A 23,126-nucleotide genomic window follows, 5' to 3' on the forward strand; every position below is an offset into this window, starting at 1 on the left:
CCCGGCGCGGGTGGGCCGACGGGGCCCGGCACGGGGACGACCGGCCCCGCGGTCGCGGGCGGCGGGGAAGGCGGCGGCAGCCCCGCTCCCGGCGGCGAGGCCGGGGACGCGGGCGGCGGCGCGGGCGGCATACGTCCGTCGGGGTCCGCGTCGTCCGGCGACGGCGACGCCTCCCCGACGGCCTCCGATCCCGCAGACCCGCCGTCCGGCGACGCCTCCTCCCCGTCGGCGTCCGAGCCGACCTCCAGTCAGAGCCCGACCGACTCCACGGTGAGCCCCGCACCCGCACCCGTACCCACGCCCACCGAGGAAGACGGGAGCTGTTTCCTCTGGTTCTGCTGGTGAGGGCCACATGGTGACGGCCACATGGTGACGGCCACATGGTGACGCCCACTGCGACTGCCGCTGCCACGGCAGCCGCCGGCCGCGGCCCCTCGGGCGTCCGCTACCCGGCTTCGCCGAGCATGCGCCGCAGCAGATCCCGCAGCACCGTCCGCTCCTCGGTCGAGAGCTGCGCCAGGGGTTCCCGTGCGAAGTCCAGCGAGTCCCGCAGCCGCCGGGCCGTCTCACGCCCCTGAGCCGTCGGCGCGGCCAGCTTGACCCGCCGGTCGGCCGGGTCCGGGCGGCGCTCCACCAGCCCGCGGACCTCCAGCCGGTCCACGATCCCCGTCACATTCGACGGTTCGCACTTCAGCTTCTGCGCGATGCGGCGCATGGGCATCGGCTCCAGGGTGAGCAGTCCCAGCACCCGTGCCTGCGCGCCGGTGAGGGAGTGCTGGGCCGCGGCCTCCTCGTACTCGTCGTGGTAGCGGGCCACGACCGTGCCGATCAGCTCGACCACTTCGAGGGTCAGGGCGTCCGTACGGGGAGCGGGGGCCGAGGCGGCGGCGCTGGCAGAGTCCATGGCATCGAGTCTACCCAGATACTTGACAACATGAAATATCCAGGAGCATGGTTGTTTCAGTTCCTGAAGCTTTCTAGGAGGCATCCCCGTATGTCCGCACTCCCCACGTCCGGCCGCGCCTGGCATCTGGCGGCCCGCCCACACGGCTGGCCCACGGCCGAAGACGTCGCCCTGCGTGAGGTCCCGGTCACCGCGCCGGGCGAGGGCCGCATCCTCGTGCGCAATCTGCACTTCTCGGTCGACCCCTACATGCGCGGCCGGATGAACGACGTGAAGTCGTACGTTCCGCCGTACCAGCTCGACCAGCCCATGGACGGCGGCGCCGTCGGGGAGGTCGTCGCCTCAAACGCCGAGGGCTTCGCCGTCGGCGACCACGTCCTGCACGGCCTCGGCTGGCGCGAGTACGCGGACGTCGACGCCCGGCACGCCACCAAGGTCGACGCCTCGCTCGCCCCGCTCTCCACCTACCTCGGCGTCCTCGGCATGCCCGGTCTGACCGCGTACGCCGGGCTCTTCGAGACCGCCTCCTTCAAGGAGGGCGACGCCGTCTTCGTCTCCGGCGCGGCGGGCGCGGTCGGCAGCCAGGTCGGCCAGATGGCGAAGATCAAGGGCGCCTCGCGTGTCATCGGCTCGGCCGGCTCCGACGAGAAGGTCAAGCTGCTCGTCGAGGAGTACGGCTTTGACGCGGCCTTCAACTACAAGAACGGCCCCGTGGCGGAGCAGCTCAGGCAGGCCGCCCCCGACGGCATCGACGTGTACTTCGACAACGTGGGCGGCGACCACCTCGAGGCCGCCATCTCGTCGCTCAACGTGCACGGCCGGGCCACGCTCTGCGGCGCGATCGCCCAGTACAACGACACCGAGCCGGCCCCCGGCCCGCGCAACCTCGTCCTCGTCGTCGGAAAGCGACTGCGGCTCCAGGGCATCCTGGTGGGCGACCACACCGCGCTCCAGCCGCGGTTCGTCCAGGACGTCTCCGGCTGGATCCGCTCCGGCGAGCTGAAGTACGCCGAGACCGTCGTCCAGGGCATCGAGAACGGCTTCGACGCCTTTCTCGGCCTGCTCCGCGGCGACAACACCGGAAAGATGATCGTTTCCCTTGCCCACTGAGCCCCGCTAGGCTCACGCCAGACCGCCGCGATCGTGGGCGCGAGTCGCGGCGACACTCCAGGAGGAATCCTCAAGCATGTCCATCCAGAACATAGACGTCCTCTACACCGCCGTCGCCACCGCGGAGGGCGGCCGTGACGGCCGAGTGGCCTCCAACGACGGCCAGCTGGACGTCGTCGTCAACCCGCCCAAGGAGCTGGGCGGCAGCGGCGCCGGCACCAACCCGGAGCAGCTGTTCGCCGCCGGCTTCAGCGCCTGCTTCCAGGGCGCGCTCGGCGTGGTGGCCCGCCAGGAGAAGGCGGACATCTCCGGCTCCACGGTGACCGCCTCGGTCGGCATCGGCAAGAACGGGGCCGGCGGCTTCGGCCTGGAGGTCGCGCTCACCGCGTCCATCCCGAACGTGGACGCGGAGACCGCGAAGTCCCTGGTGGAGAAGGCGCACCTGGTGTGCCCGTACTCCAACGCCACGCGCGGCAACATCAAGGTGGACGTCTCCGTCGCCTGACGGCCCCACCGGCATGCCGGGCCCGCACCCCGCGAGGGGCGCGGGCCCGCGCCGTCTCCGGCGGTTCCCCTCCCCGCCCTTCCCGAACCGGGGCTCCGCCCCTTCACCCCGCTCCTCAATCGCCGGACGGGCTCAGAATGAGCCCGTCCGGCGATTGAGGACACGGCCGAAGACCGTACGGGGGTACGGGGGTCTGGGGGCCTGCCCCCAGCTATGGGAGGGGCGGGGAGGGGAAAGACCCGCCGGACACCGCCTACTAGTACCGTATCCGCATGCGCGATCTCGGGTTGGGCTTCGGCTACTTGGTGAAGGGTCAGCGCTGGGTCGCCGACCATGGCCGCTGGTTCGGCTTCGGGCTGCTGCCCGGTCTGGTGACCCTGGTGCTGTACGCGGCCGCGCTGGTCGGCCTCGGCTACGGAGCGGACGATCTGGCGGCCTGGGCCACGCCCTTCGCCGACGACTGGTCCTCGCCCTGGCTGGGCATCCTCCGCTCCACGCTGACCGCGCTGGTCTTCGCCTTCGGGCTGTTCCTCGCGGTGATCACCTTCACCGCGGTGACGCTCCTGGTCGGCCAGCCCTTCTACGACTCGCTCTCCGAGCAGGTCGACCGCAGCGAGGGCGGTGAGGTCCCGACCTCCGGCCTGCCGCTCTGGAAGGAGCTGTGGATCTCCGCCCGGGACTCGGTGCGGATTCTGGTGCGGGTGGCGCTGTACGGGGTGCTGCTCTTCGCCCTCGGCTTCCTCCCGGTCATCGGACAGACGGTCATCCCGGTGCTGGGCTTCTGCGTCTCCGGCTTCTTTCTCGCCGAGGAGCTCACGGCGGTGGCGCTGGGTCGGCGCGGCATCGAGCTGAAGGAGCGTCTGGAACTGCTGCGCGGACGCCGGATGCTGACGCTCGGCTTCGGGGTGCCGCTGACCCTGGCGTTCCTGATCCCGGTCGTCGCCGTGTTCCTGATGCCGGGAGCGGTCGCGGGGGCCACGCTGATGTCCCGCGAACTGGCTCCCTGTTCACCGCCCCAGGGGCCCCGGAGCGAGAACGACGCAGCCGACGCGGATGGCGCGGATGGTGCGGAGCCCGCCGTCCGGCTCACCGACGGCGAACCGTCTTCGCCTCCCACGCTCTGACTGGGCGCACCCGGGGCCCGCACAGAGCTGCGATGTGAGGCTCTGCCCGGATCCGCGACGTCCGGATCAGAGGTCGGGACGACCACCGGCCCCGGCATGCGAGTGCGGCCGCCGAGAGGATCGCGTCCGGCGCGTACCTGTGTCCGTGCAAGCCTGCGGCCAAGAGCAGCGCCGACGCCGAGCGGGAGACTTCCCCGGAGGCCGGCACAGCCCCGATACGGGAGAGGACCCGGTCCAAGCGCGGGTGACGCGTCTCTGGGCGGCGTGCTTCGACCGGGATGACGGCGCTGTTCGCGACCGTAACCCGGTTGATCGCCCGCCCTCCGGCGACCAGCATCGACCCCTATGACAGAAGTGTTCGCCGTCGCCCTCATCACCGTGCTCGCCGTCATCAGCCCCGGCGCCGACTTCGCCATGGTCGTGCGAAACAGCGCCCTCCATGGACGACCCACCGGACTGTTCTCCGCGGCGGGCGTAGCCGCGGGCGTCCTTGTCCATGTCACGTACACCATGCTCGGCGTGGGGCTGCTCATCGCCGCCAACACCGCGCTGTTCACCGCCGTCAAGCTGGCCGGTGCGGCCTATCTCGTCTTCATAGGCCTGCGGACCTTCTTCGCCCGCTCCGACGTCGCCGTCGACCTGAAGGCGAAGTCGGAGCTCACGCGGCCGGCCGCGCTCCGCTCCGGCTTCCTCACCAATGTCCTCAACCCCAAGACGACCCTTTTCGTGGTCTCCACCTTCACCCAGGTCGTCGGCCCCGACACGCCTGTGTGGCGGCAGGCGGGCTATGGGCTGTTCATGTCCCTCACCCACTTCTGCTGGTTCGGGCTCGTCGCGCTGTTCTTCTCCGACACCCGGCTGCGCGCCGCGATGCTCCGCCGGCAGAAGGCGCTCAACCGCGCGATCGGGTCGGTCCTCGTCGGCCTCGGCGTCTCCTTGGGCTTCGCCCGCTAGGACCGCCGCACCGGGGCCGCGTTCTCAGGCGCCGTCCGCCGCCACCGTGATGATCGCCCGGACCTGGGCGACGATGTCGAGCCGGTTGCGTACGAAGTCGGGGTCGGTGACCTCAGTGGTGTTGCCGGCCCCGAACTCCAGGACCGGCGTGTGCACATGACCGCCCGGGATGTCCAGGCCCAGCCGGTCCCGCAGCAGGGTGGCGCGGTAGGCGATCTCGTTGGAGAGGTAGTCGCCCCCGCCCCCGCGGCGCGCCGTGGAGCCGGGCGTGGGGCCGTCGGGGCGGACGACCTCCGCGGCGCCGCCCGCCGGGATCTCGGTCACCGCCGTGTTGTCGTACACCGGGAAGCGGCCGGTGGACGCGGCGACGATCTCCTTGTACGGGAGAGTGGTCGCCGTCCACTGCGGCTGGGAGGCCGGATCGGCGACCGGGACCGTCCCCGTGGACGAGAGGTTCTCGTTGTCCGGGAAGCCGCCGCGCCACGCCCCGTTGAAGCGCTCGATGTCGAAGCGACCCGCCCGGCCCTGGCTCACCGTGGTGAACACGTCCGCCCGCGGCAGCTGTGCGCTCAGGGTGCGCTCCACCTCGCCGTCGGCGAAGTCCCGCCAGCGCACCGGGAAGACCGCGGTCTCGACGCGTGCCCACCCCTCCGCCGTGCGGATCCAGGCGCCGTCCAGGGCCAGGGCCGCCGCGCCGGACGGGTTGCTGATCCGGATGTCGCGGTCCAGAGTGAACGGGTCAAAGCCCGTCATCACGATCCGCCGGTAGCCCCCGCCCCGCGGGAAGTCCATCGAGTCCTGGCCGCGCGAAGACCGCTCCAGCCGCTCCAGCAGCCGTGCCCGCGCGCTTGCGGAGAGCGGGAACCCCGGGTCCCAGGTGCGCAGTTCCCGGGTCATGGCCAGCCGAGCCCAGTACAGCGGGCGGTCGTCGTCACGGCTCAGGTCCCCGCGTGCCGGGCCCCTGCCCTGGGCGCGGTCGACCGCCCGGTCCCACAGCCGCGCGCCGTGCCGGGCAGCGGACCGCTCCGCCTCCCGGTACGAGCCGGCCCGCCGCAGCGCCCGGGCGAAGTCCCGCCCCGCCTCGTCGAACCCGCTGCGCCGGAGGATCTCCTGCGGCACGGCGCGCTCCAGCCGCTGCTCCTCGACGGTCGCGGCTGGGCCCGTGGCCGCCGCGGGCCCCGCCGCCGGATCGGCGGCGAGCGCCGGGGGTGAGGCGGAGACGAGGGCCAGGGACGTGAGCAGGACGAGTGCGGCGGCGGTGCGGCCGCGGGTGCGTATCCGGGATGCGGGGGCGCGTGACACGGGAGTCCTTCCGTCGGCGGGGCGCTGCGAGAGTGATCGTGCGCGGCGGGAAGTATTCACGCCGGTCGCAACTCCCGCTGCCGGCTGGCCTGAAAACCCCTCCTGTGCCGCAGGACATGTCCGGTAACCAATGCCTGTCACGCGGACGGCTCCGCGGCGGTGACACGGCGGTAGGCGATCTCCGCCAGCCGCTGCTGCCCGTCCTTGCCGGGGTGGAACAGATCCCAGCGGCTGAGCTGCTCGCGTGTGAAGGGGAAGTCGAAGACCGCGCCGCCGTCATAGCGGCAGCGCTGGTCCCGGGCGCAGACGTCCTCCAGCGCGGCGTTGTAGTCGACCACCCGCTGCCGGACCGTCGCCCTGCGCTGCCGCGCCGCGGGCCCGTCGTCCTCGGCGTCGGCGAGCATCGAGGCGCATACGCCCAGCTTCCAGACCTGTCGGCCCAGCGGATGGCCGCGCCCGGTCGACCAGAGGCGTTTGAGGTCCGGCACGCTCGCCACGTACACCTGGGACTTCGGCGAGGCGCGCCGCAGCGCCGCCAGCGCCTTCTCGAACGAACTGCGGAACTCCGCGACCGGCGTCATCTGTTCGGCCGTCGGCCGGCAGGCGTCGTTCGCGCCCGCCAGCACGGTCACCAGCTCCGGTTTCTTCTCCGCCGCGCGCGTCATCTGCGCGGCCAGATCGCCGACCGCCGCTCCGGAGCGGGCGAAGTTCCAGCTGCGCTCGGCCGCGCCGACCGGCCCGAGGAGCTTCACAGCCAGTGAGCGCACGGAGGCGTCGGTGCCGGTCGCCCAGGAGACCTCGGGACAGTCGGAGAGCACCCCGCAGGCGTCGAAGCCACGGGTGATCGAGTCGCCGACGGCGGCGACCGAGTCGGGGCTGCGGTCCCAGACCGGGGTCGGACTGGGGGAGGGGCGCGCGCTCGCGGCCGTACCGCGTGATCCGTCGGGAGCCGACGCCGTGTCACATCCGGTGATTGCGCCCACGGCGAGGAGCAGACCCGCGAGCGAGGCCGCCATGGCGGAGGACCGCGCCCCGGGAGAGCCCGTCACGGTGGAGGGCCGCTCTCCGGGAGAGCCCGCCATGGTGGAGGGCCGCTCTCCGGGGGAGGCCGCCACGGTGGAGGGCCGGGCTCCGGGAGAGCCCGCCATAGTGGAGGGCCGCGCTCCGGGAGAGCCCGCCATAGTGGAGGGCCGGGCTCCGGGAGAGCCCGCCATGGCGGAGGGCCGGGCTCCGGGAGAGCCCGTCACGGTGGAGGGCCGGGCTCCGGGAGAGCCCGCCATGGCGGAGGGCCGGGCTCCGGGAGAGCCCGTCACGGTGGAGGACCGCGCCCCGGGAGAGCCCGCCATGGTGGAGGGCCGCGCTCCGGGAGAGGCCGTCACGGTGGAGGGCCGCGCTCCGGGAGAGGCCGTCACGGTGGAGGGCCGCGCTCCGGGATTCCCCGCCGCTCTCGAGGAGTCCGCCCCGAAGGCCGCCGCCGTGGAAGAGTCCGCTGTGCGTACGCCCCGCCGGCGCTTCCGCACTCCCATGTCCGTCTCCCCGTCGCTCCGTGTCGTCGCCGGCTCTCCGCACGGCGGGCGCAAGACGTCCTGGCGGGTGAAAGCTTCGTGCGTACGGCCCCGGGACCGACAGTACGTCGCCTCCGGGCCACCGCCGCGCGGTAGCTTTTTCCCGTCGACCCAGAGGCGTGCCTCGCCCACCGGCTCCGGTAAATTACATCACGTCACAAGGCGTCCCTTTTGTGGAGATTCGCTCCCGATGCTGTTTACTGAGGCCGCTGGGGAAGGCGATCCTCGTCCCACACTGGAGGTCCCGGTGACGACACGTGGCGTTCTGTACGTTCACTCCGCACCGCGCGCGCTGTGCCCGCACGTCGAATGGGCCGTCGCGGGCGTGCTGGGCGTCCGGGTGCAGCTCGACTGGATCCGCCAGCCCGCCGCCCCCGGCACCTGGAGAGCGGAGTTCTCCTGGCAGGGCGAAGCCGGCACGGCCTCCAAGCTCGCTTCCGCGCTGCGCGGCTGGCATCTGCTCCGCTTCGAGGTGACCGCGGAACCCTCCCCCACGGCCGAGGGCGAGCGCTACAGCGCCACCCCCGACCTGGGCATCTTCCACGCCGTCACCGGCATCCACGGCGACATCCTCGTCCCGGAGGACCGGCTGCGCGCGGCCCTCGCCCGCTCCGCGCAGGGCGAGGGCGACATCGAGGCGGAGATCGCCAAGCTGCTGGGCAAGCCCTGGGACGACGAACTGGAGCCCTTCCGGTACGCGGGCGAGGGCGCGCCCGTCCGCTGGCTTCACCAGGTCGTCTGAAGTCCCGTCTCCAGCGTCCTTCGGCCCGCGGGGCGAAGACGAACGGGCCCGCACCGGAAGAACCGGTGCGGGCCCGCTTGTGTTCGTGTGCCGGGGTGGAGTCGCCGGCGTACGGTCAGACCGTGCGGAAGGCGAGGACCACGTTGTGGCCGCCGAAGCCGAACGAGTTGTTGATCGCGGCGATCGTGCCCTCGGGCAGCGCCCGCGGCTCGTCGCGCACGATGTCCGCGTCGACCGTCTCGTCGAGCTCGTCGACGTTGATGGTCGGCGGGGCCGTGCGGCAGTACAGGGCGAGAACCGTCGCGACGGTCTCGATGCCGCCCGCGCCGCCCAGCAGATGACCCGTCATCGACTTGGTGGCGGACACCGCGACATGGTCGAGGTCCTCGCCCAGGATCTTGCGCAGCGCCTTGATCTCAGCGACGTCGCCCTGCGGCGTGGAGGTGGCGTGCGCGTTCAGGTGCACCACCTCGGAGGCCTTCAGATCGGTCGAGTCGAGCAGGTTCTGCAGTGCGGCGGCGATGCCGCGGCCGGTCGGCTCGGGCTGGGCGATGTGGTGGCTGTCCGCGGACAGGCCCTGGCCCAGCGCCTCGCAGTAGACCCTCGCGCCGCGCTTGGCGGCATGCTCGGCCGACTCCAGGATGACGACGCCCGCGCCCTCGCCGAGGACGAAGCCGTCGCGGGCCGTGTCATACGGGCGCGAGGCCTTCTGAGGCTCGTCGTTGTTCTTGGACATCGCCATCATGTTGGCGAACGCGGCGACCGGCAGCGGGTGGATGGCCGCCTCGGTGCCGCCCGCGACGACCACGTCGGCGCGGCCGGTGCGGATCATCTCCACCGCGTAGCCGATGGCCTCGGCGCCGGAGGCGCAGGCGGAGACCGGCGTGTGCACACCGGCCTGGGCGTTGACCTCCAGGCCCACATTGGCCGACGGGCTGTTCGGCATCAGCATGGGGACGGTGTGCGGGGAGACCCGGCGGGCGCCCTTCTCCTTCAGCACGTCGTACTGGTCGAGCAGGGTGGTCACACCGCCGATGCCGGAGGCGATGACCGTGCCCAGCCGGTCGGGGTCGATTGCCTGGTCCTCACCGGCGGCGGCCGTGAAGCCGGCGTCCGCCCAGGCCTCGCGGGCCGCGATCAGCGCGAACTGCGCCGAGCGGTCCAGCTTGCGGGCCACGGGGCGCGGCAGGACCTCGCCCGGGTCGACGGCCGCCGAGGCGGCGATGCGGACCGGCAGATCGGCGAAGCGCTCGCCCTCCAGGGGCGTCACTCCGGACCGGCCGGCGAGAAGACCTTCCCAGGTCGATGCGCTGTCGCCACCCAGCGGTGTGGTTGCGCCGATACCGGTGACGACCACGGTGCGATTGGTCGAGCTCACAGGAATTCTTTCTCCACGTGTAGAGGGTGCTGAATTGTCACGGCGCCACCGCCGGGTGGCGACAAACGCATATCAGGTTCAGCCCTGGTGATCGAGGATGTACTTCGTCGCGTCGCCGACGGTCTTGAGGTTCTTGACGTCGTCGTCGGGGATCTTCACGTCGAAGCGCTCCTCGGCGGCGACGACGACCTCGACCATGGACAGCGAGTCGACGTCCAGGTCGTCGGTGAAGGACTTGTCGAGCTGGACGTCCTCGGTCGGGATGCCCGCGATCTCGTTCACGATCTCTGCGAGACCGGCGACGATCTCTTCCTGAGTGGCGGCCATGTGGCGCTCCTTCTATCTGTTAACAGAGGGTGTGGTGCTTGGGAAGATCCGCAAGCGCCTAGGGGAGGGTAACGACCGTCGCGGCGTAGACGAGCCCCGCCCCGAAGCCGATGACGAGCGCGGTGTCCCCGCTCTTCGCCTGACCGGTCGCCAGAAGCCGCTCCATCGCGAGCGGAATCGAGGCGGCCGAGGTGTTGCCGGTGGTCTCCACGTCACGGGCGACCGTGACGTGCTCCGGCAGCTTCAGAGTCTTCACCATCGAATCGATGATCCGCATATTGGCCTGGTGCGGAATGAAGACGTCCAGGTCGTCCGCCGTGATGCCGGCCGCGTCCAGGGCCTGCTGGGCCACCTTGGCCATCTCGAAGACGGCCCAGCGGAACACCGCCTGGCCCTCCTGCGTGATGGCGGGGAACCGGGCGACGTCGCCGTCGCGGTAGTCCGTCCACGGAACGGTCTGCTTGATGGTCTCGGACTTGTCGCCCTCCGAGCCCCAGACGGTCGGGCCGATGGCCGGCTCCTCACAGGGGCCCACCACGACCGCGCCGGCGCCGTCGCCGAACAGGAAGGCCGTGGCCCGGTCCTCCAGATCGGTCAGATCGCTCAGCCGCTCCACGCCGATGACCAGCACATGCTCCGCCGAACCCTCGACGATCATGCCCTTGGCGAGGGTGAGGCCGTAGCCGAAGCCGGCACAGCCGGCGGAGATGTCGAACGCGGCAGGCTTGCCGGCGCCGAGCTTGTCGGCGATCTCGGTCGCCACGGCCGGGGTCTGCTTGAAGTGCGAGACGGTCGAGACGATCACCGCGTCGATGTGCTGCGGGGTCAGCCCCGCATCGGCGATGGCCTTGCCCGACGCCTCCAGGGACATGGCGGCGACGGTCTCCTCGTCGGAGGCCCAGTGGCGGGTGGCGATGCCGGAGCGCGAGCGGATCCACTCGTCGGACGAGTCGATCGTCTCGAGGATCACCTCATTGGGCACGACCCGCGTGGGACGGTAGCCGCCGACGCCCATGATGCGCGCGTACGACGCTCCCCTGGCGGGTTTGATCTTCGACATGCTCTACGGCTCCTTCTCTCAGGCGGAGTGCTCGGCGTGCTCGGCGACGAGCGTGCGGGCCGCGTCGAGGTCGTCGGGGGTCTTCAGCGCCAGCGTCTTGACGCCCGGCAGGGCGCGCTTGGCCAGTCCGGTGAGGGTGCCCCCGGGACACACCTCGACCAGGGCGGTCGCGCCGCGCTGAGTGAAGGTCTCCATGCACAGGTCCCAGCGGACCGGGTTGGCGACCTGGCCCACGAGCCGCGTCACGACCTCCGTGCCGTCGGCGACGACCTGGCCGTCCTTGTTGGAGACATACGCGACGGCCGGAGCCGCCGGGGCGAGGGAAGCGGCGGCCTCCTCCAGGGCGGCGACCGCGGGCGCCATGTGGTGGGTGTGGAACGCGCCCGCCACCTTCAGCGGGATCACCCGGGCCTTCTCGGGCTTGTTCTCGGCGAGCGCAGCGAGCTGCTCCGCCGTGCCCGCGGCCACGATCTGGCCCGCGCCGTTCACATTCGCCGGGGTCAGGCCCAGGCCCTGGAGGTGTGCGACGACCTGCTCCGGGTCGCCGCCGAGCACGGCGGACATGCCGGTCTGCGTCACGGCCGCGGCCTCGGCCATCGCCAGGCCGCGCTTCCGTACGAGTCGCAGCGCGGACGTCTCGTCGAGCACGCCCGCGAAGACGGCCGCGGTGATCTCGCCGACGCTGTGGCCGGCGACGGCGTCGGGGGCCGCCCCGAGCGCGTCTGCGGACAGCAGTCCGGCTGCGACGAGCAGCGGCTGTGCCACGGCCGTGTCGCGGATCTCGTCCGCGTCGGCCTTCGTGCCGTAGTGGACGAGGTCGAGTCCGATGGCGTCGGACCAGGCCGCGAGGCGGTCACCGGCGCCGGGGAGGTCGAGCCAGGGAGTCAGGAAGCCGGGCGTCTGAGCGCCTTGGCCGGGAGCGACGAGTACGAGCACCCTCACACTCTCTCTTGTGGACGGCTCCAAATGCCCGTGGGGACAGGGACGAAGAACCGTTGGGGGAATTGTTGGTGTTCGACAAAAGATTAGGGCTGGGAGTCGGCGTCGGCCAGACGCCCCAGGATCAGTGCGATCCGCAGAGTGAACGCCGAGCGAACATCGGAGGGTGACCACCCGGTGACATCAGTCACACGTCGCAGCCGGTAGCGCACGGTGTTGGGGTGGACGAAGAGCATCCGTGCGGCGCCCTCCAAGCTGCTCGCCTGCTCCAGATAGACGCTCAGCGTCTCCAGCAGCGCCGAGCCCGCTTCCTCCAGTGGTCTGTAGATCTCCTCCACCAGCTGCTCGCGCGCGGCCGGGTCGGCGGCGATCGCGCGCTCCGGCAGCAGATCGTCCGCGAGCACCGGGCGCGGGGCGTCCTGCCAGGCCGAACACGCCTTGAGCCCGGCGGCCGCGGCCTGCGCGGAGCGCGTGGCCGCGAGCAGATCGGGCACCACGGGACCGGCCACCACGGGCCCTGCCGCATACGGCCCGATCAGCGCCTTGGCGACCTGCAGCGGGTTGTCGCTGCCGCCCGCGATGACCACGAGCCGGTCCCCGAGCACCCCGGTCAGCACCTGGAGCTTGGCGTGCCGGGCGGCCCGGCGGATCGCCTCCACCGTCAGCTCGCTGTCCCCGTCGGGTGCGGTGCCCAGGATGACGCACACATGCTCGGGCGCGTTCCAGCCGAGGGCGGCGGCCCGGGAGACCGCGCCCTCGTCGGCCTCGCCCGACAGCACCGCGTTGACGACCAGCGACTCCAGCCGGGCGTCCCACGCGCCGCGGGCCTCGGCGGCCTGTGCGTACACCTGTGCGGTGGCGAAGGCGATCTCCCGTGCGTAGACGAGCAGCGCCTCGCGGAGCACCGACTCGTCGCCCGGCGCCGCGACCTCCTCGATCGCCGACTCCATGACCTCGATGGTGGTGCGCACCATCTCCACGGTCTGGCGCAGCGTGATCGCCCGGGTCAGCTCGCGCGGCGCCGTGCCGAAGACGTCCGTCGAGATCGCCTGGGGGGTCTCCGGATGCCGGAACCACTCGGTGAACGCGGCGATGCCCGCCTGCGCCACCAGTCCGATCCAGGACCGGTTCTCCGGGGGCATCGCCCGGTACCAGGGCAGCGTCTCGTCCATGCGCGCGATGGCGCTTGCGGCGAGCCGGCCGGAGGACCGCTCCAGCCGGCGCAGAGTCGCGGAGTGCGGGTGTTCGTCGTTCGCTGCAGGTTCTGGCACGGGGACAAGAGTGCCTTATCGGGACGGGTGCGCGGAGTGGCGGGTCGGGCTACCGGTGCGTACGGGGCGTACGGGGTATACAAGGGGGCTGGCGGGCGTCGCGGGGACCGCGCGTGGCGTCCCCTGGACGCGGCGTCTGGCATATGGGGGAACGAGGCCTTTGGCGTACTCCGGACGCGGCGGTTCCGGCGCTGGGACGCGGGGATACCGTGGGGGCGTGATTTCTGTACGGCGGGCAGGGGAGCGCTACCGCGGGGGCGATGCGGACGCGGGCATCGAGTCCTGGCACGCGTTCTCCTTCGGGAGCTTCTACGACCCCGACAACCTCCGCTTCGACGCGATCCTCGCCTGCAACGAGGAGCGCCTCGCGCCCGGCGCCGGATTCGACGAGCATCCGCACAGCCACACCGAGATCGTCACCTGGGTGGTCGAAGGCGAACTGACCCACCGCGACTCTGCCGGGCACGCCACCGTCGTAGGGCCCGGCGACGTCCAGCGCCTCAGCTCCGCCGGCGGGGTCCGCCACATCGAACGCAACGACGGCGCCGATCCGCTGGTGTTCGTGCAGATGTGGCTCGCACCGCGCGACCCGGGCGGCGAGCCCTCGTACGAGATCGTGCGCGGCATCGCCGACTCCACGCCGTACGCCCTGCCGCAGGCGGGCGCGCTGCTGCACATACGCCGGCTCGCCCCCGGCGAGCGGACCGCGGTGCCGGGCGCGAACGCCGCGTATGTGCATATGGTCCGCGGCGCGGCGCTGCTGGAGGACGAAGAGCTCGGGCCCGGGGACTCGGCGCGGATCAGCGGCGAGGACGGTCTTGAGCTCCAGGCGGGGGCGGCAGCCGCCGAGGTGCTGCTGTGGGAGCTCGGCGGCTGAGCCGCGAGGTCCGGCCGGCGCCCGACCGGCGACCGGCCGGGGGCTGACCGGGGTGCCTACCGCAGGGCGCTCTTGGCCTGCCAGTCCGCCCAGTCGACGTTCCAGACGCCCAGGCCGTTGTGCGGGGCGAGGGCGCCCTTGGTGTCCGCGCCCTCGATCTCGAAGGGATCGCCGACGCGCACCTGCCCGTACAGCCAGGCCGCGTCGGGGTCGCTCATGCCGATGCAGCCGGAGCTGCGGTTCGCCTTGCCGAGGTACTCGGCGTTCCACGGCGCGGCGTGCGCGTACATGCCCGACCAGGTCAGCCGCATCGAGTAGTCGACCATCTTGTCGTATGCGCTGCCGAGACCCACGGTCTCGGAGTTCATCCGGATCGTGCCCTCCTTGGACATCAGCACCGCCGTGCCCCGCCAGGAGCGCTTGTCGCCGCCGGGGGTGCCGCCGGAGACGGGGATCCGCCGGACCACCGCGCCGTCACGCTCCAGCGTGAGCTGCTTGTCGTCCAGGTCGACCCTGACGATCCGGCGGTCGCCGACGGTGAAGCCGACCTTGTAGTCGCGGACGAACCAGCCGCCGTCCTCGCCCGAGTCGACGCCGTTGAGCCGTGCGTCCAGGGTCACCTTGGTGCCGGGCTCGAAGTACTCCTTCGGACGCCAGTCGACGCGGTCCTTGCCCGACCAGTCGGTGAGCCAGCCCCAGGAGCCCTCGGTGCTGTTCGAGGTGGTCACTCTCAGTTGCTTCTCGACAGCGGCCTTGTTCTCGACGGGGTGGTCGAAGACCAGCGAGATCGGCTGGGCCACCCCGACCACGGCGCCGTCGCCCGGCCGCCAGTCGACCTTGTTGACCTTGTCGGCGGGGGCGGTGGTGAAGGACGAACCCGCCGTGCCCGCCCGGCCGCCCCCGGTGCGGGTCGCGGCCTTGACCGTGTAGGTGGCTCCGGGTGCGGCGACGCGGTCCGACGTCCAGGTGCGGCCGTCCGCCGAAGCCGTGCCGGCCAGGGTGCGGCCCTTGTCGTCGGTGACGGTGACGGAGGTGAGCGTGCCCGCCTCCGCCGTGACCCTCACCGGCTCGCCGGCGGCGGCCCGGTCTCCCTGCGGGGTCACGGTCACGGTGACCGGCCGGCCGTCCTCGCCCTGCCGCGCGCCGTCCGTCTTCGCCTTCGGCTCTCCGCCCGGGGTGTCCGCGGCGGCGGTGCAACCCGTGGCGGTGAGCGAGGCGGCCGCGAGCAGTGCACATATGTGTCCTACACGTATCTGGCGTCGTATCTGGCGGGAACGCAACGGGACCTCCGGGGTCGGCGGGAGCAACGGCGTGAACATCGCCGGGACGCCAGGGACTCTAGGCCGCCGAGGCCGTGCCGAAACCGACGAGCGGCTCTGTGACCGCCTCTGGAGCGCAACGGTCGTCGTCCCGTCACATTCGCCGCGCCGTTCGGTCACGGTCGGCTGTGAGCCTTCCGGACGTACCCAACGGCGCAACTCAGGGAGGCGCAGTGTCAGCGCTGCTCGCAACGTCAGAAGGGGAAGCACGCGGGCGCCGGGAGGAGACGGCCGGCGAGTTCTGGCTGGGGCCGGTCACCGCCGCGACGTACCGCGCGTTCCTGGCATCCCGCACCGGCGCCGCCCTCGGGGCCGGTTTTCTGCAGTGCCCCTCGTGGGCGGACGTCAAGGAGGGCTGGCGCTCCCTGCTGCTCGGCTGGGGCCCGCGGACCGGGCCGCAGGCGGAGCAGCTCACCGGAGCCGCCCTGGTGCTGCTGCGCCAGCTCCCCGGCACCCGCAAGCACTTCGCCTATCTGCCGGAGGGACCGGTCGCCGACTGGGCCGACCCGGACCTCGACCGCTGGCTCACCCCGCTGCTGCGCCAGCTGCGGGCGGCGGGCGCGTTCGCGGTGCGGATCGGGCCCTCGCCCGCGTACCGGCGCTGGAACGCCGCCCGGCTGAAATCCCTCACCGGGCGCGGCCGCCGACTCCCCGACGTCCTCGCCTGCGAGGTCGACCCACTGGGCGCGGCCGTCGCGGAGCGGCTGCGGGCCCGCGGCTGGCGGCGCTGCGGCGAGGGCGGCGACGGCGGCGACGGAGATGCGCAGCCCCGCCACGTCTTCCGCGTGCCGCTGGCCGGCCGCACCGCCGACGACCTGTGGGCGGGCCTCAACCAGGAGTGGCGGCGCAATGTCCGGCGCGCCCGGAAGGAAGGAGTCGAGGTGTCGCTCGGCACGGCCGCCGACCTCCCCGAGTTCCACCGCCTGCTGAGGATCACCGAGCAGCGCGACGGCTTCCGGCTGGGCCGCTCCCTCGCGTACTACGAACGCCAGTACAAGGCCCTCAACGCCGAGGAGCCCGGCCGGATGAAGCTCTATCTCGCCCGCTGGCGGGGCGAGATACTCGCCGCGCACACGATGGTGACGGTCGGCAGCCGCGTCTGGTACCAGACGGGCGCCTCCGCCGACCACCGCCGCGAGGTCCGCCCTTCCAACGCGCTGCAGTGGCGGATGCTCCTCGACGCCCATGAACGGGGAGCGGAGGTCTACGACATGCGCGGGGTACCCTCCACTCTCGACCCTGACGAACGTCCGTTCGGGCTGCTGCGCTGGAAGCTCGGCACCGGGGGACAGGTCGTCGAGACCCTGGGGGAGTGGGAGACACCCTTGAGCGGCACCGCCAACCACACGCTGTATCGCGCCTTCCAGGCGTATCTGACCCGCCGATGAGCCTGCGCCACCCGCCGGCCGGCGGCCCCGCCGAGACCGTCGACGTCCCGCCCGCACGGCGCAACGCCGCCGTGCCGGCGGCGGGCGATCCGGCCGTTCCCGCTGGTGCGGCGTCCGAGGAGACGGCGTCGGCGCCGGCCGCGCACGTCGGCGCGGACCCAGGCCCGGCACCGCGGGACCCAGGCCCCGCACCCCGGGACCCAGGCCCCGCACCCCGGGACCCAGGCCCCGCACCGCGGGACGGAGCGTCGTCCGGCGGCGGGCACGCTGCGGGCACCGAGCGCGACGACCGCGCCGGGTCCGCGGAACCCGGCCCGCGGCAGGCGTCCGTCGCGCGCAGCGGGGCCGTCATGGCCGCCGGGTCCGTCGTGTCGCGGGCCACCGGATTCGTGCGGTCCGCCGTGGTGGCCGCCGCTCTCGGAGTGGGCGTGGTCGCCGACGGGTACGCCGTCGGGAACTCCGTGCCCACCATCGTCTACATGCTGCTCCTCGGCGGCGCGCTGAACGCCGTCTTCGTGCCGGAGCTCGTCAAGGCCGCCAAGGAGCACGACGACGGCGGAGCCGCGTACACCGACCGGCTGCTCACCGTCTGCACCGCCGCACTTGTCGTGCTCACCGCCGCGGCCGTGCTCGCCGCGCCCGCCGTCGTCGACGTCTACACGGACTACACCGGCGGGCAGCGGGCCGCCACCGTGGCCTTCGCCCGCTACTGCCTGCCGCAGATCTTCTTCCTCGGACTGTTCACCCTGCTCGGGCAGGTGCTCAACGCCCGCGGCCGGTTCGGCGCGATGATGTGGACGCCGGTCCTCAACAACGTCGTCGTCATCGCCGTGTTCGGGCTGTTCCTGGTCACCGCGGGCACCGGCGGCGCCCTCACCCCCGCCGAGACCGCCCTCCTCGGCTGGGGCACCACCGCCGGGATCGCCGTCCAGGCGCTCGCGCTGTGGCCGTCGCTGCGAGCGGCCCGGTTCCGCTGGCGGCCGCGGTTCGACTGGCGCGGCAGCGGACTGACCCGGCCGCTGCGCTCCGCTGGCTGGCTGGTCCTGCTGGTGCTGACCAACCAGCTGGCGTACTGGGCGGTGACCCGGCTCGCCACAGCCGCCGGCACCCGGGCCGCCGCGCTCGGCATCGACGGCGGCGCCGGCTTCAGCGCCTACAACAACGCCTATGTGCTGTGGGCAGTGCCGCACGGCATCGTGACCGTCTCCCTGGTCACCGCCCTTATGCCGCGGATGAGCGGCGCGGCCGCCGACGGCGACGCCGCGGCCGTGCGCCGGGACGTCGCGTACGCCCTGCGCGGCAGCCTCGCGGTCGTCGTGCCCGCCGCCTGCGCGCTGCTCGCGCTCGCCCAGCCGGTCATGGCGCTCGTCTACCAGTACGGCAGGACCGACGCCGGCGACATCGCGGTCATGGCGGGCGCGTTGGCCGCGTTCGCACCCGGGCTGATCGCCTTCTCCGGCCAGTATGTGCTCTCCCGCGCCTTCTACGCGCTCTCCGACACCCGTACGCCCTTCCTGCTCAACCTGGTGATCGTGGCGCTCAACGCGGGCGGCTCGGCCGCCGCGTATCTGCTGCTGCCCGCCCGCTGGGCGGTCACCGGCATGGCCGGGGCCTACTCGGCCGCCCTCTTCGCGGGCTGGGCCGTCACCGCGTACACGCTCCACCGCCGGCTCGCCCGGACATCCGGCTCCCGGGCCCGAACCCGGCTGAGGCGCTCCCCGACGGCCGCGGCACTCGCGCGGCTGCTGCTCGCCGCCGCACCCGCGACCGTCCTCGCCCGCCTGGCCGCCGAGCAGACCTCGCAGCACGGGCCGCTCGTGTCCGCCGCGGCGGGCACTGCGGCCGTCGCGGCGGTCTTCGCGCTGCTGTCCCGCCCGTTGCGTCTCGAAGAGGTGCGGGCCGTGCTCCGCACCGCCGGCCGCCGCCTGCGCCGAACCCGCCGAACCCCCTGAACTGCCTGACCTGTCCGGACACATCGTTGGGATACTCCGCTCATGCCACGCGTCCTGCTGATCGAAGACGATCCCTCCGTCCGCGAAGGCGTCGAACTCGGACTGCGCCGACGCGGGCACGAGGTGTGCGGCGTCGGCACCGGGGAGGCCGGGCTCGCCGCCCTCGGTGAGTTCCGCCCCGATCTGCTGCTGCTGGATCTGATGCTGCCGGGCATGAACGGCGTGCAGATCTGCCGCCAGGTCCGGGAGGCCAGCCAACTGCCCATCATCATGCTCACGGCCCGCGGCGACGACTTCGACGTCGTGGTGGGACTGGAGGCGGGCGCCGACGACTACATCGTCAAACCCGCCCGCACCGATGTGATCGACGCCCGGATCAGGGCGGTGCTCCGCCGGATCGAGGCGCCCGCCGGCCGGCCCTCCGTCGAAGTCCACGGCGAACTCGCCGTCGACCGCGCCGGGCTGACCGTCTCCAAGGGCGGGCAGCGGCTCACGCTCGCCCCCTCCGAGCTGAGACTGCTGCTGTATATGACCGCCGCCCCAGAACAGGTCTTCAGCAGACAGCAGCTCCTCGAACACGTCTGGGAGCACAGCTACCACGGCGACGCCCGACTGGTCGACGCCTGCGTCCGGCGGCTCCGGAACAAGATCGAGGACGTGCCCGGCACCCCGCGCTACATACAGACGCTGCGCGGCTTCGGCTACCGCTTCGGCCCACTGTGAGCGACGCACGCGAGGCTGCCGGGTCGCAGGCGGTGGCGGTGTCTGCTGTTTCGCCGAGTGGGCGGAGAAGCGAACGAGGGGGATCTGTGAGCGACGCACGCGAGGCTGCCGGGTCGCAGGCGGTGGCGGTGTCTGCTGTTTCGCCGAGTGGGCGGAGAAGCGAACGAGGGGGATCTGTGAGCGACGCGCGTGAGGCTGCCGGGTCGCCGACACGGGCGCGCTTCGGGCTGCGCACCCGGCTCGTCCTCGCCTTCCTCCTCGTCGCCGCCGTCAGTGCGGGCACCACCGCCACCCTCACCTATCGCGAAGCCCGCAACGCCATCCTGGAGCAGACTCAGAACACCGCCGTCTCCTCCTTCCGCGACCAGGTGGCCAACCTCGCCGTCGGCCTCCCCGTCGACGGCGCCCACCTCCAGCGGGAGCTGCGCCGCATAGCGGGCCGCGGAAAGCCCCGCGCCTGGTACGTCTTCGCCGAGTACGGATCGGTCCGGGTCTCCTCCACCAGCAGCCCGGTTTCCACCGTCATCACCCCGGAGCTGCGCCGCGCCGCCCACGCCGACCCCCGCGGCAGCTTCCAGCGCGTCGTCAAGGGCGGCGACCCCTACCTCACCATCGCGGTGCCCGCCGTCTTCGCCACCGGCCACTCCTACCAGTCCAGCGGGCTGACGCTGTACGCGGTGATGCCGCTGAACGACGAGGAGGCCAACGTGCGGGCCATGGTCACGGCCGCCCGGGACGGCGCGGTGCCGGGGCTGGCCGTGGCGCTCGTGCCCGCTCTGCTGTCCGCCCGCAGCGTGCTGCGGCCGGTGCGTGAACTGCGGGAGGCCGCCCGCAGCATGGGCCGCGGACGGCTCGACACCCGCATCCAGGCAAAGGGGTCGGACGAACTCGCCGACCTCGCCCGCACCTTCAACGAGTCGGCGGGCGCGCTGGAACGGTCGGTGGACGAACTCCAGCGCGCCGAGAGCCGCGCCCGGCGCTTCGCCGCCGACGTCTCACACGAGCTGCGCACTCCGCTCGCCGGGATGCTCGCCGTCACCGAACTCCTCGACGAGGACGCCGGGTCGCTGGACCGCGACACCGCCGCCGCCGTCCGGTTGATCAGCGTGGAGACGGGCAGGCTCGCCGTCCTGGTCGAGGATCTGATGGAGATCTCCCGCTTTGACGCCCGCGCCGCCGAACTGCACCTCGACGAGGTCGACATCGCCGAAACGATCCGCAAGACCCTGCACAGCCGCCGCTGGAGCGATCCCGCCGACGTCGTCGCGGACTTGCCCGACGCCATCCGCGCCCGCGTCGACCCGCGGCGCTTTGACGTCATCGTGGCCAATCTCGTCGGCAACGCGCTGCGGCACGGCGCCGCGCCCGTCACGGTCCGGGTGAGCGCCCGGACCCCCGGCACGGGACCGGCAGTCCTGGTCATGGAGGTCGCCGACAGCGGCCCGGGCATCAGCAAGGAGGCCATGCCGCATCTCTTCGACCGCTTCTACAAGGCGGACGCCGCCCGCACCCGCTCGGAGGGCAGCGGTCTCGGACTGGCCATCACCCTGGAGAACGTACGGCTGCACGGCGGCACGGTCCGCGCCGCCAACGCCGCCGGCGGCGGGGCCGTCTTCACCGTCGAACTGCCCCTGACCACGGAGGGGGCGACCTCGTGAGGCGGGCTCTGGGCCGGGCTCTCGCCGCATCGGCGGCCCTGCTGCTGGCGGGCTGCGGAGTGCAGGGGACCGGCGTCGTCGAGGCCGGCGGGCCCGCCACCGTCAACGTCTACCCCGACGAAGCACACCGGCTGCTGCTGTTCTTCGTCGGCCCCGAGAGACAGTTGGTGCCGGTGGCCCGGTCGGCCGACACGAACTTCGGCGGACCCGAGGAACTGCATATCTCGCAGGAGGCGATCGGCAAAAGCCTCGCCGCGCTGGTGGCGGGGCCGCTGCCGCACGAGCAGGAGGCCGGGCTGGAGAGCGCCCTGCCCCCGCCGCCCGTGGGCGCCCTGCGGGTGACGCGGTCCGCGGAGTTCCCCGGCCGGGTCGAGATCAGGGCCGCGTTCTCGGTGCGTGGGCTGCCGGAGCACGCCGTACGGCAGCTGGTGTGCACGACCGCGTACGCCGCCGACACGTCGGGCGCCGTCGAGGTGCTTCTCATCGGCCCGGACGGCGGGCTGCCCGCGTCGCGCTGCGCCGAGGAGGACGGGGCCGATGCCCGGCCCACGCCACAGGTCGCCGAACCCGACGATCTCAGGCAGACCTCAGCTCCGCCAGCACCGCGTCCGTGAACGTCGGCCACGCCTCGATCGCCCACGGCCCGAACGCCCGGTCCGTCAGCGCCGCACACGCCGCGCCCGCGTCCGGGTCGATCCACAGGAAGGTGCCGGACTGGCCGAAGTGCCCGAAGGCGCGCGGCGACGACGAGGCGCCCGTCCAGTGCGGGGACTTGCCGTCGCGGATCTCGAAGCCGAGGCCCCAGTCGTTGGGCTTCTGATGCCCGTAGCCGGGCAGGATGCCGGTCAGCCCCGGATGGACGACGGTCATCGCCTCCAGGACCGTGCGGGCGTCGAGCAGCCGCGGGGCCTGGACCTCGGCGGCGAAGCGCACCAGGTCGTCGACCGTCGAGACGGCGTCCTTGGCCGGGGACCCGTCGAGCGCGGTCGAGGTCATCCCCAGCGGTTCGAGCACCGCCTGCCGCAGATACTCCTCGAACGGGATGTCCGTCGCCTTGGCGATGTGGTCGCCGAGCACCTCGAAACCCGCGTTGGAGTAGATCCTGCGTGTGCCGGGCGCGGCCACGGCGCGGTGCTCGTCGAAGGCGAGACCGGAGGTGTGGGCGAGCAGATGCCGCACGGTCGAGCCCTCGGGACCGGCCGGCTCGTCGAGTTCGACCGCCCCCTCCTCGTACGCCACGAGCGCCGCGTACGCGGCGAGCGGCTTGGTGACGGAGGCGAGCGGGAAGCGGTGTCCGGTGGGACCGTGCGCGCCGGCGACGGTCCCGTCCGCGCGCACGACGGCGGCCGCCGCGGTCGGCGTCGGCCAGTTCTCGATCATCGCCAGGCTCTGCATGCGTATGAGCCTAAGGGGTGGGCGGACACACGTACGGAACGGGCTTGCTTGAAGTGCACTCCAAGGTTCTAGCGTGGCGGCATGGTGACTGAGAGCACCCCCGAATCCGCCCCTGTCTCCGCTTCCCCTCCCACGCCGTTCGCCTCTCTCTCCGCCTCGGGTTCCCACCCGCGGCCGGCCGGTGAGGACCGGTACACGATCAGCGAGGTCGCGGCCCTGACCGGGCTCACCGCGCACACCCTGCGCTGGTACGAGCGGATCGGGCTGATGCCGCACGTCGACCGTTCGCACACGGGCCAACGCCGGTTCTCCAACCGGGACCTGGACTGGCTCGCGCTCGTCGGCAAGCTCCGGCTGACCGGGATGCCGGTGGCGGACATGGTCCGCTACGCACATCTCGTACGGGAGGGCGAGCACACCTTCGAGGCCAGGAAGGAACTGCTGGAGCGGACCCGGCGCGACGTGATCGCCCGGATCGCGGAGCTCCAGGACACCCTTGCCGTACTCGACTGCAAGATCGGTTTCTACGCCGACAGCGCCGACAGCGCCGACAGCGCCGAGAACACCGCAAACACCGCAAACACCGAGAACACCGCAAACACCGAGAACACCGTAAACACCGAGAACACCGCA

The 23,126-nt window shown here is 72.4% G+C and carries 21 protein-coding genes and 2 pseudogenes; 13 read left to right on the plus strand and 10 right to left on the minus strand.

Features of this window, described 5'->3' with window-relative positions:
* Positions 1-345, plus strand: a pseudogene (locus QCN29_RS10940) (hypothetical protein); the annotation flags it as partial.
* Between the two features lie 100 nt (positions 346-445).
* Here QCN29_RS10940 and QCN29_RS10945 read toward each other — a convergent pair.
* Positions 446-904: a MarR family winged helix-turn-helix transcriptional regulator gene (locus QCN29_RS10945; protein ID WP_279927639.1), complete on the minus strand. Its 459-nt coding sequence runs from the start codon at positions 902-904 to the stop codon at positions 446-448.
* A gap of 90 nt (positions 905-994) precedes the next feature.
* Here QCN29_RS10945 and QCN29_RS10950 point away from each other — a divergent pair, with 90 nt between their 5' ends.
* The 4 genes from QCN29_RS10950 to QCN29_RS10965 all read left to right on the plus strand — a co-directional run bounded on the left by QCN29_RS10950 (position 995) and on the right by QCN29_RS10965 (position 4,597).
* Positions 995-2,014 (plus strand): NADP-dependent oxidoreductase, encoded by a 1,020-nt coding sequence (locus tag QCN29_RS10950; protein WP_279927640.1) that lies wholly within the window; start codon positions 995-997, stop codon positions 2,012-2,014.
* Between the two features lie 76 nt (positions 2,015-2,090).
* Positions 2,091-2,519, plus strand: coding sequence for an organic hydroperoxide resistance protein (locus QCN29_RS10955; RefSeq protein WP_240139568.1), 429 nt, complete (start codon positions 2,091-2,093; stop codon positions 2,517-2,519).
* Between the two features lie 272 nt (positions 2,520-2,791).
* Positions 2,792-3,643 carry an EI24 domain-containing protein gene (locus tag QCN29_RS10960; protein WP_279927643.1) on the plus strand — a complete coding sequence of 284 codons (852 nt, stop codon included), beginning with the start codon at positions 2,792-2,794 and terminating at the stop codon, positions 3,641-3,643.
* Between the two features lie 345 nt (positions 3,644-3,988).
* Positions 3,989-4,597, plus strand: coding sequence for a LysE family transporter (locus QCN29_RS10965; RefSeq protein WP_279927645.1), 609 nt, complete (start codon positions 3,989-3,991; stop codon positions 4,595-4,597).
* Between the two features lie 24 nt (positions 4,598-4,621).
* On the opposite strand, the gene QCN29_RS10970 is transcribed toward QCN29_RS10965, so the two are convergent.
* Positions 4,622-5,899: a pyroglutamyl peptidase gene (locus QCN29_RS10970; RefSeq protein ID WP_279927647.1), complete on the minus strand. Its 1,278-nt coding sequence runs from the start codon at positions 5,897-5,899 to the stop codon at positions 4,622-4,624.
* Between the two features lie 137 nt (positions 5,900-6,036).
* Positions 6,037-6,915: an SGNH/GDSL hydrolase family protein gene (locus QCN29_RS10975; protein ID WP_279927806.1), complete on the minus strand. Its 879-nt coding sequence runs from the start codon at positions 6,913-6,915 to the stop codon at positions 6,037-6,039.
* A 796-nt stretch (positions 6,916-7,711) separates the two neighbouring features.
* Here QCN29_RS10975 and QCN29_RS10980 point away from each other — a divergent pair.
* A complete protein-coding gene (locus QCN29_RS10980; protein ID WP_240139565.1) occupies positions 7,712-8,206 on the plus strand; it encodes a DUF3145 domain-containing protein in 495 nt (164 codons plus the stop codon).
* Positions 8,207-8,321: 115 nt separating this feature from the next.
* On the opposite strand, the gene QCN29_RS10985 is transcribed toward QCN29_RS10980, so the two are convergent.
* The 5 genes from QCN29_RS10985 to QCN29_RS11005 form a co-directional block, all read right to left on the minus strand.
* Positions 8,322-9,584: a beta-ketoacyl-[acyl-carrier-protein] synthase family protein gene (locus QCN29_RS10985; RefSeq protein ID WP_279927650.1), complete on the minus strand. Its 1,263-nt coding sequence runs from the start codon at positions 9,582-9,584 to the stop codon at positions 8,322-8,324.
* Positions 9,585-9,662: 78 nt separating this feature from the next.
* Complete coding sequence (locus QCN29_RS10990; RefSeq protein WP_240139563.1) at positions 9,663-9,911, minus strand: acyl carrier protein; 249 nt, start codon at positions 9,909-9,911, stop codon at positions 9,663-9,665.
* 58 nt (positions 9,912-9,969) lie between these two features.
* A complete protein-coding gene (locus tag QCN29_RS10995; RefSeq protein WP_240139562.1) occupies positions 9,970-10,971 on the minus strand; it encodes a ketoacyl-ACP synthase III in 1,002 nt (333 codons plus the stop codon).
* Between the two features lie 18 nt (positions 10,972-10,989).
* On the minus strand, positions 10,990-11,907 hold the full coding sequence (locus tag QCN29_RS11000) for an ACP S-malonyltransferase (RefSeq protein WP_279927652.1): 918 nt from the start codon (positions 11,905-11,907) through the stop codon (positions 10,990-10,992).
* Positions 11,908-11,996: 89 nt separating this feature from the next.
* Positions 11,997-13,181: a PucR family transcriptional regulator gene (locus QCN29_RS11005; RefSeq protein WP_240139560.1), complete on the minus strand. Its 1,185-nt coding sequence runs from the start codon at positions 13,179-13,181 to the stop codon at positions 11,997-11,999.
* A gap of 217 nt (positions 13,182-13,398) precedes the next feature.
* Between QCN29_RS11005 and QCN29_RS11010 the strand changes: the two genes are divergently transcribed.
* A complete protein-coding gene (locus QCN29_RS11010) occupies positions 13,399-14,058 on the plus strand; it encodes a pirin family protein (protein ID WP_279927654.1) in 660 nt (219 codons plus the stop codon).
* Between the two features lie 56 nt (positions 14,059-14,114).
* Here QCN29_RS11010 and QCN29_RS11015 read toward each other — a convergent pair whose 3' ends face one another.
* On the minus strand, positions 14,115-15,377 hold the full coding sequence (locus QCN29_RS11015) for a L,D-transpeptidase (protein ID WP_279927655.1): 1,263 nt from the start codon (positions 15,375-15,377) through the stop codon (positions 14,115-14,117).
* Between the two features lie 173 nt (positions 15,378-15,550).
* On the opposite strand from QCN29_RS11015, the gene QCN29_RS11020 reads away from it, so the two are divergent.
* The 5 genes from QCN29_RS11020 to QCN29_RS11040 all read left to right on the plus strand — a co-directional run bounded on the left by QCN29_RS11020 (position 15,551) and on the right by QCN29_RS11040 (position 21,712).
* A complete protein-coding gene (locus QCN29_RS11020) occupies positions 15,551-16,765 on the plus strand; it encodes a lipid II:glycine glycyltransferase FemX (protein ID WP_398859171.1) in 1,215 nt (404 codons plus the stop codon).
* Positions 16,766-17,115: 350 nt separating this feature from the next.
* The gene (gene murJ / locus QCN29_RS11025; RefSeq protein WP_398859175.1) at positions 17,116-18,717 is read left to right on the plus strand and encodes a murein biosynthesis integral membrane protein MurJ; all 1,602 of its coding nucleotides are present in this window, start codon (positions 17,116-17,118) and stop codon (positions 18,715-18,717) included.
* 42 nt (positions 18,718-18,759) lie between these two features.
* Positions 18,760-19,440: a response regulator transcription factor gene (locus tag QCN29_RS11030; protein ID WP_279927657.1), complete on the plus strand. Its 681-nt coding sequence runs from the start codon at positions 18,760-18,762 to the stop codon at positions 19,438-19,440.
* Positions 19,441-19,616: 176 nt separating this feature from the next.
* Complete coding sequence (locus QCN29_RS11035) at positions 19,617-21,098, plus strand: sensor histidine kinase (RefSeq protein WP_279927658.1); 1,482 nt, start codon at positions 19,617-19,619, stop codon at positions 21,096-21,098.
* Positions 21,095-21,712, plus strand: coding sequence for a hypothetical protein (locus QCN29_RS11040; protein ID WP_279927659.1), 618 nt, complete (start codon positions 21,095-21,097; stop codon positions 21,710-21,712). Before QCN29_RS11035 ends, QCN29_RS11040 begins: the two co-directional genes overlap by 4 nt.
* Here the strand turns inward: QCN29_RS11040 and QCN29_RS11045 are convergent.
* A complete protein-coding gene (locus QCN29_RS11045; RefSeq protein ID WP_279927660.1) occupies positions 21,675-22,493 on the minus strand; it encodes a serine hydrolase domain-containing protein in 819 nt (272 codons plus the stop codon). The two genes, QCN29_RS11040 and QCN29_RS11045, sit on opposite strands and share 38 nt — an antisense overlap.
* 81 nt (positions 22,494-22,574) lie before the next feature.
* On the opposite strand from QCN29_RS11045, the pseudogene QCN29_RS11050 reads away from it, so the two are divergent.
* Positions 22,575-23,024: pseudogene (locus QCN29_RS11050) on the plus strand (MerR family transcriptional regulator); the annotation flags it as partial.
* Positions 23,025-23,126: the final 102 nt, after the last annotated feature.

Origin of the sequence: Streptomyces chengmaiensis (assembly GCF_029846775.1) — a bacterium.
GTDB classification, from domain to species: Bacteria; Actinomycetota; Actinomycetes; order Streptomycetales; family Streptomycetaceae; genus Streptomyces; species Streptomyces chengmaiensis.

What these genes read in the sequence shown, in the direction of transcription:
- QCN29_RS10945 (WP_279927639.1), bottom strand. Translation starts at nt 904, where the DNA reads ATGGACTCTGCCAGCGCCGCCGCCTCGGCCCCCGCTCCCCGTACGGAC.
- QCN29_RS10950 (WP_279927640.1), top strand. Translation starts at nt 995, where the DNA reads ATGTCCGCACTCCCCACGTCCGGCCGCGCCTGGCATCTGGCGGCCCGC.
- QCN29_RS10955 (WP_240139568.1), top strand. Translation starts at nt 2,091, where the DNA reads ATGTCCATCCAGAACATAGACGTCCTCTACACCGCCGTCGCCACCGCG.
- QCN29_RS10960 (WP_279927643.1), top strand. Translation starts at nt 2,792, where the DNA reads ATGCGCGATCTCGGGTTGGGCTTCGGCTACTTGGTGAAGGGTCAGCGC.
- QCN29_RS10965 (WP_279927645.1), top strand. Translation starts at nt 3,989, where the DNA reads ATGACAGAAGTGTTCGCCGTCGCCCTCATCACCGTGCTCGCCGTCATC.
- QCN29_RS10975 (WP_279927806.1), bottom strand. Translation starts at nt 6,915, where the DNA reads ATGGCGGCCTCGCTCGCGGGTCTGCTCCTCGCCGTGGGCGCAATCACC.
- QCN29_RS10990 (WP_240139563.1), bottom strand. Translation starts at nt 9,911, where the DNA reads ATGGCCGCCACTCAGGAAGAGATCGTCGCCGGTCTCGCAGAGATCGTG.
- QCN29_RS10995 (WP_240139562.1), bottom strand. Translation starts at nt 10,971, where the DNA reads ATGTCGAAGATCAAACCCGCCAGGGGAGCGTCGTACGCGCGCATCATG.
- QCN29_RS11015 (WP_279927655.1), bottom strand. Translation starts at nt 15,377, where the DNA reads ATGTTCACGCCGTTGCTCCCGCCGACCCCGGAGGTCCCGTTGCGTTCC.
- murJ (WP_398859175.1), top strand. Translation starts at nt 17,116, where the DNA reads ATGGCCGCCGGGTCCGTCGTGTCGCGGGCCACCGGATTCGTGCGGTCC.
- QCN29_RS11030 (WP_279927657.1), top strand. Translation starts at nt 18,760, where the DNA reads ATGCCACGCGTCCTGCTGATCGAAGACGATCCCTCCGTCCGCGAAGGC.
- QCN29_RS11045 (WP_279927660.1), bottom strand. Translation starts at nt 22,493, where the DNA reads ATGCAGAGCCTGGCGATGATCGAGAACTGGCCGACGCCGACCGCGGCG.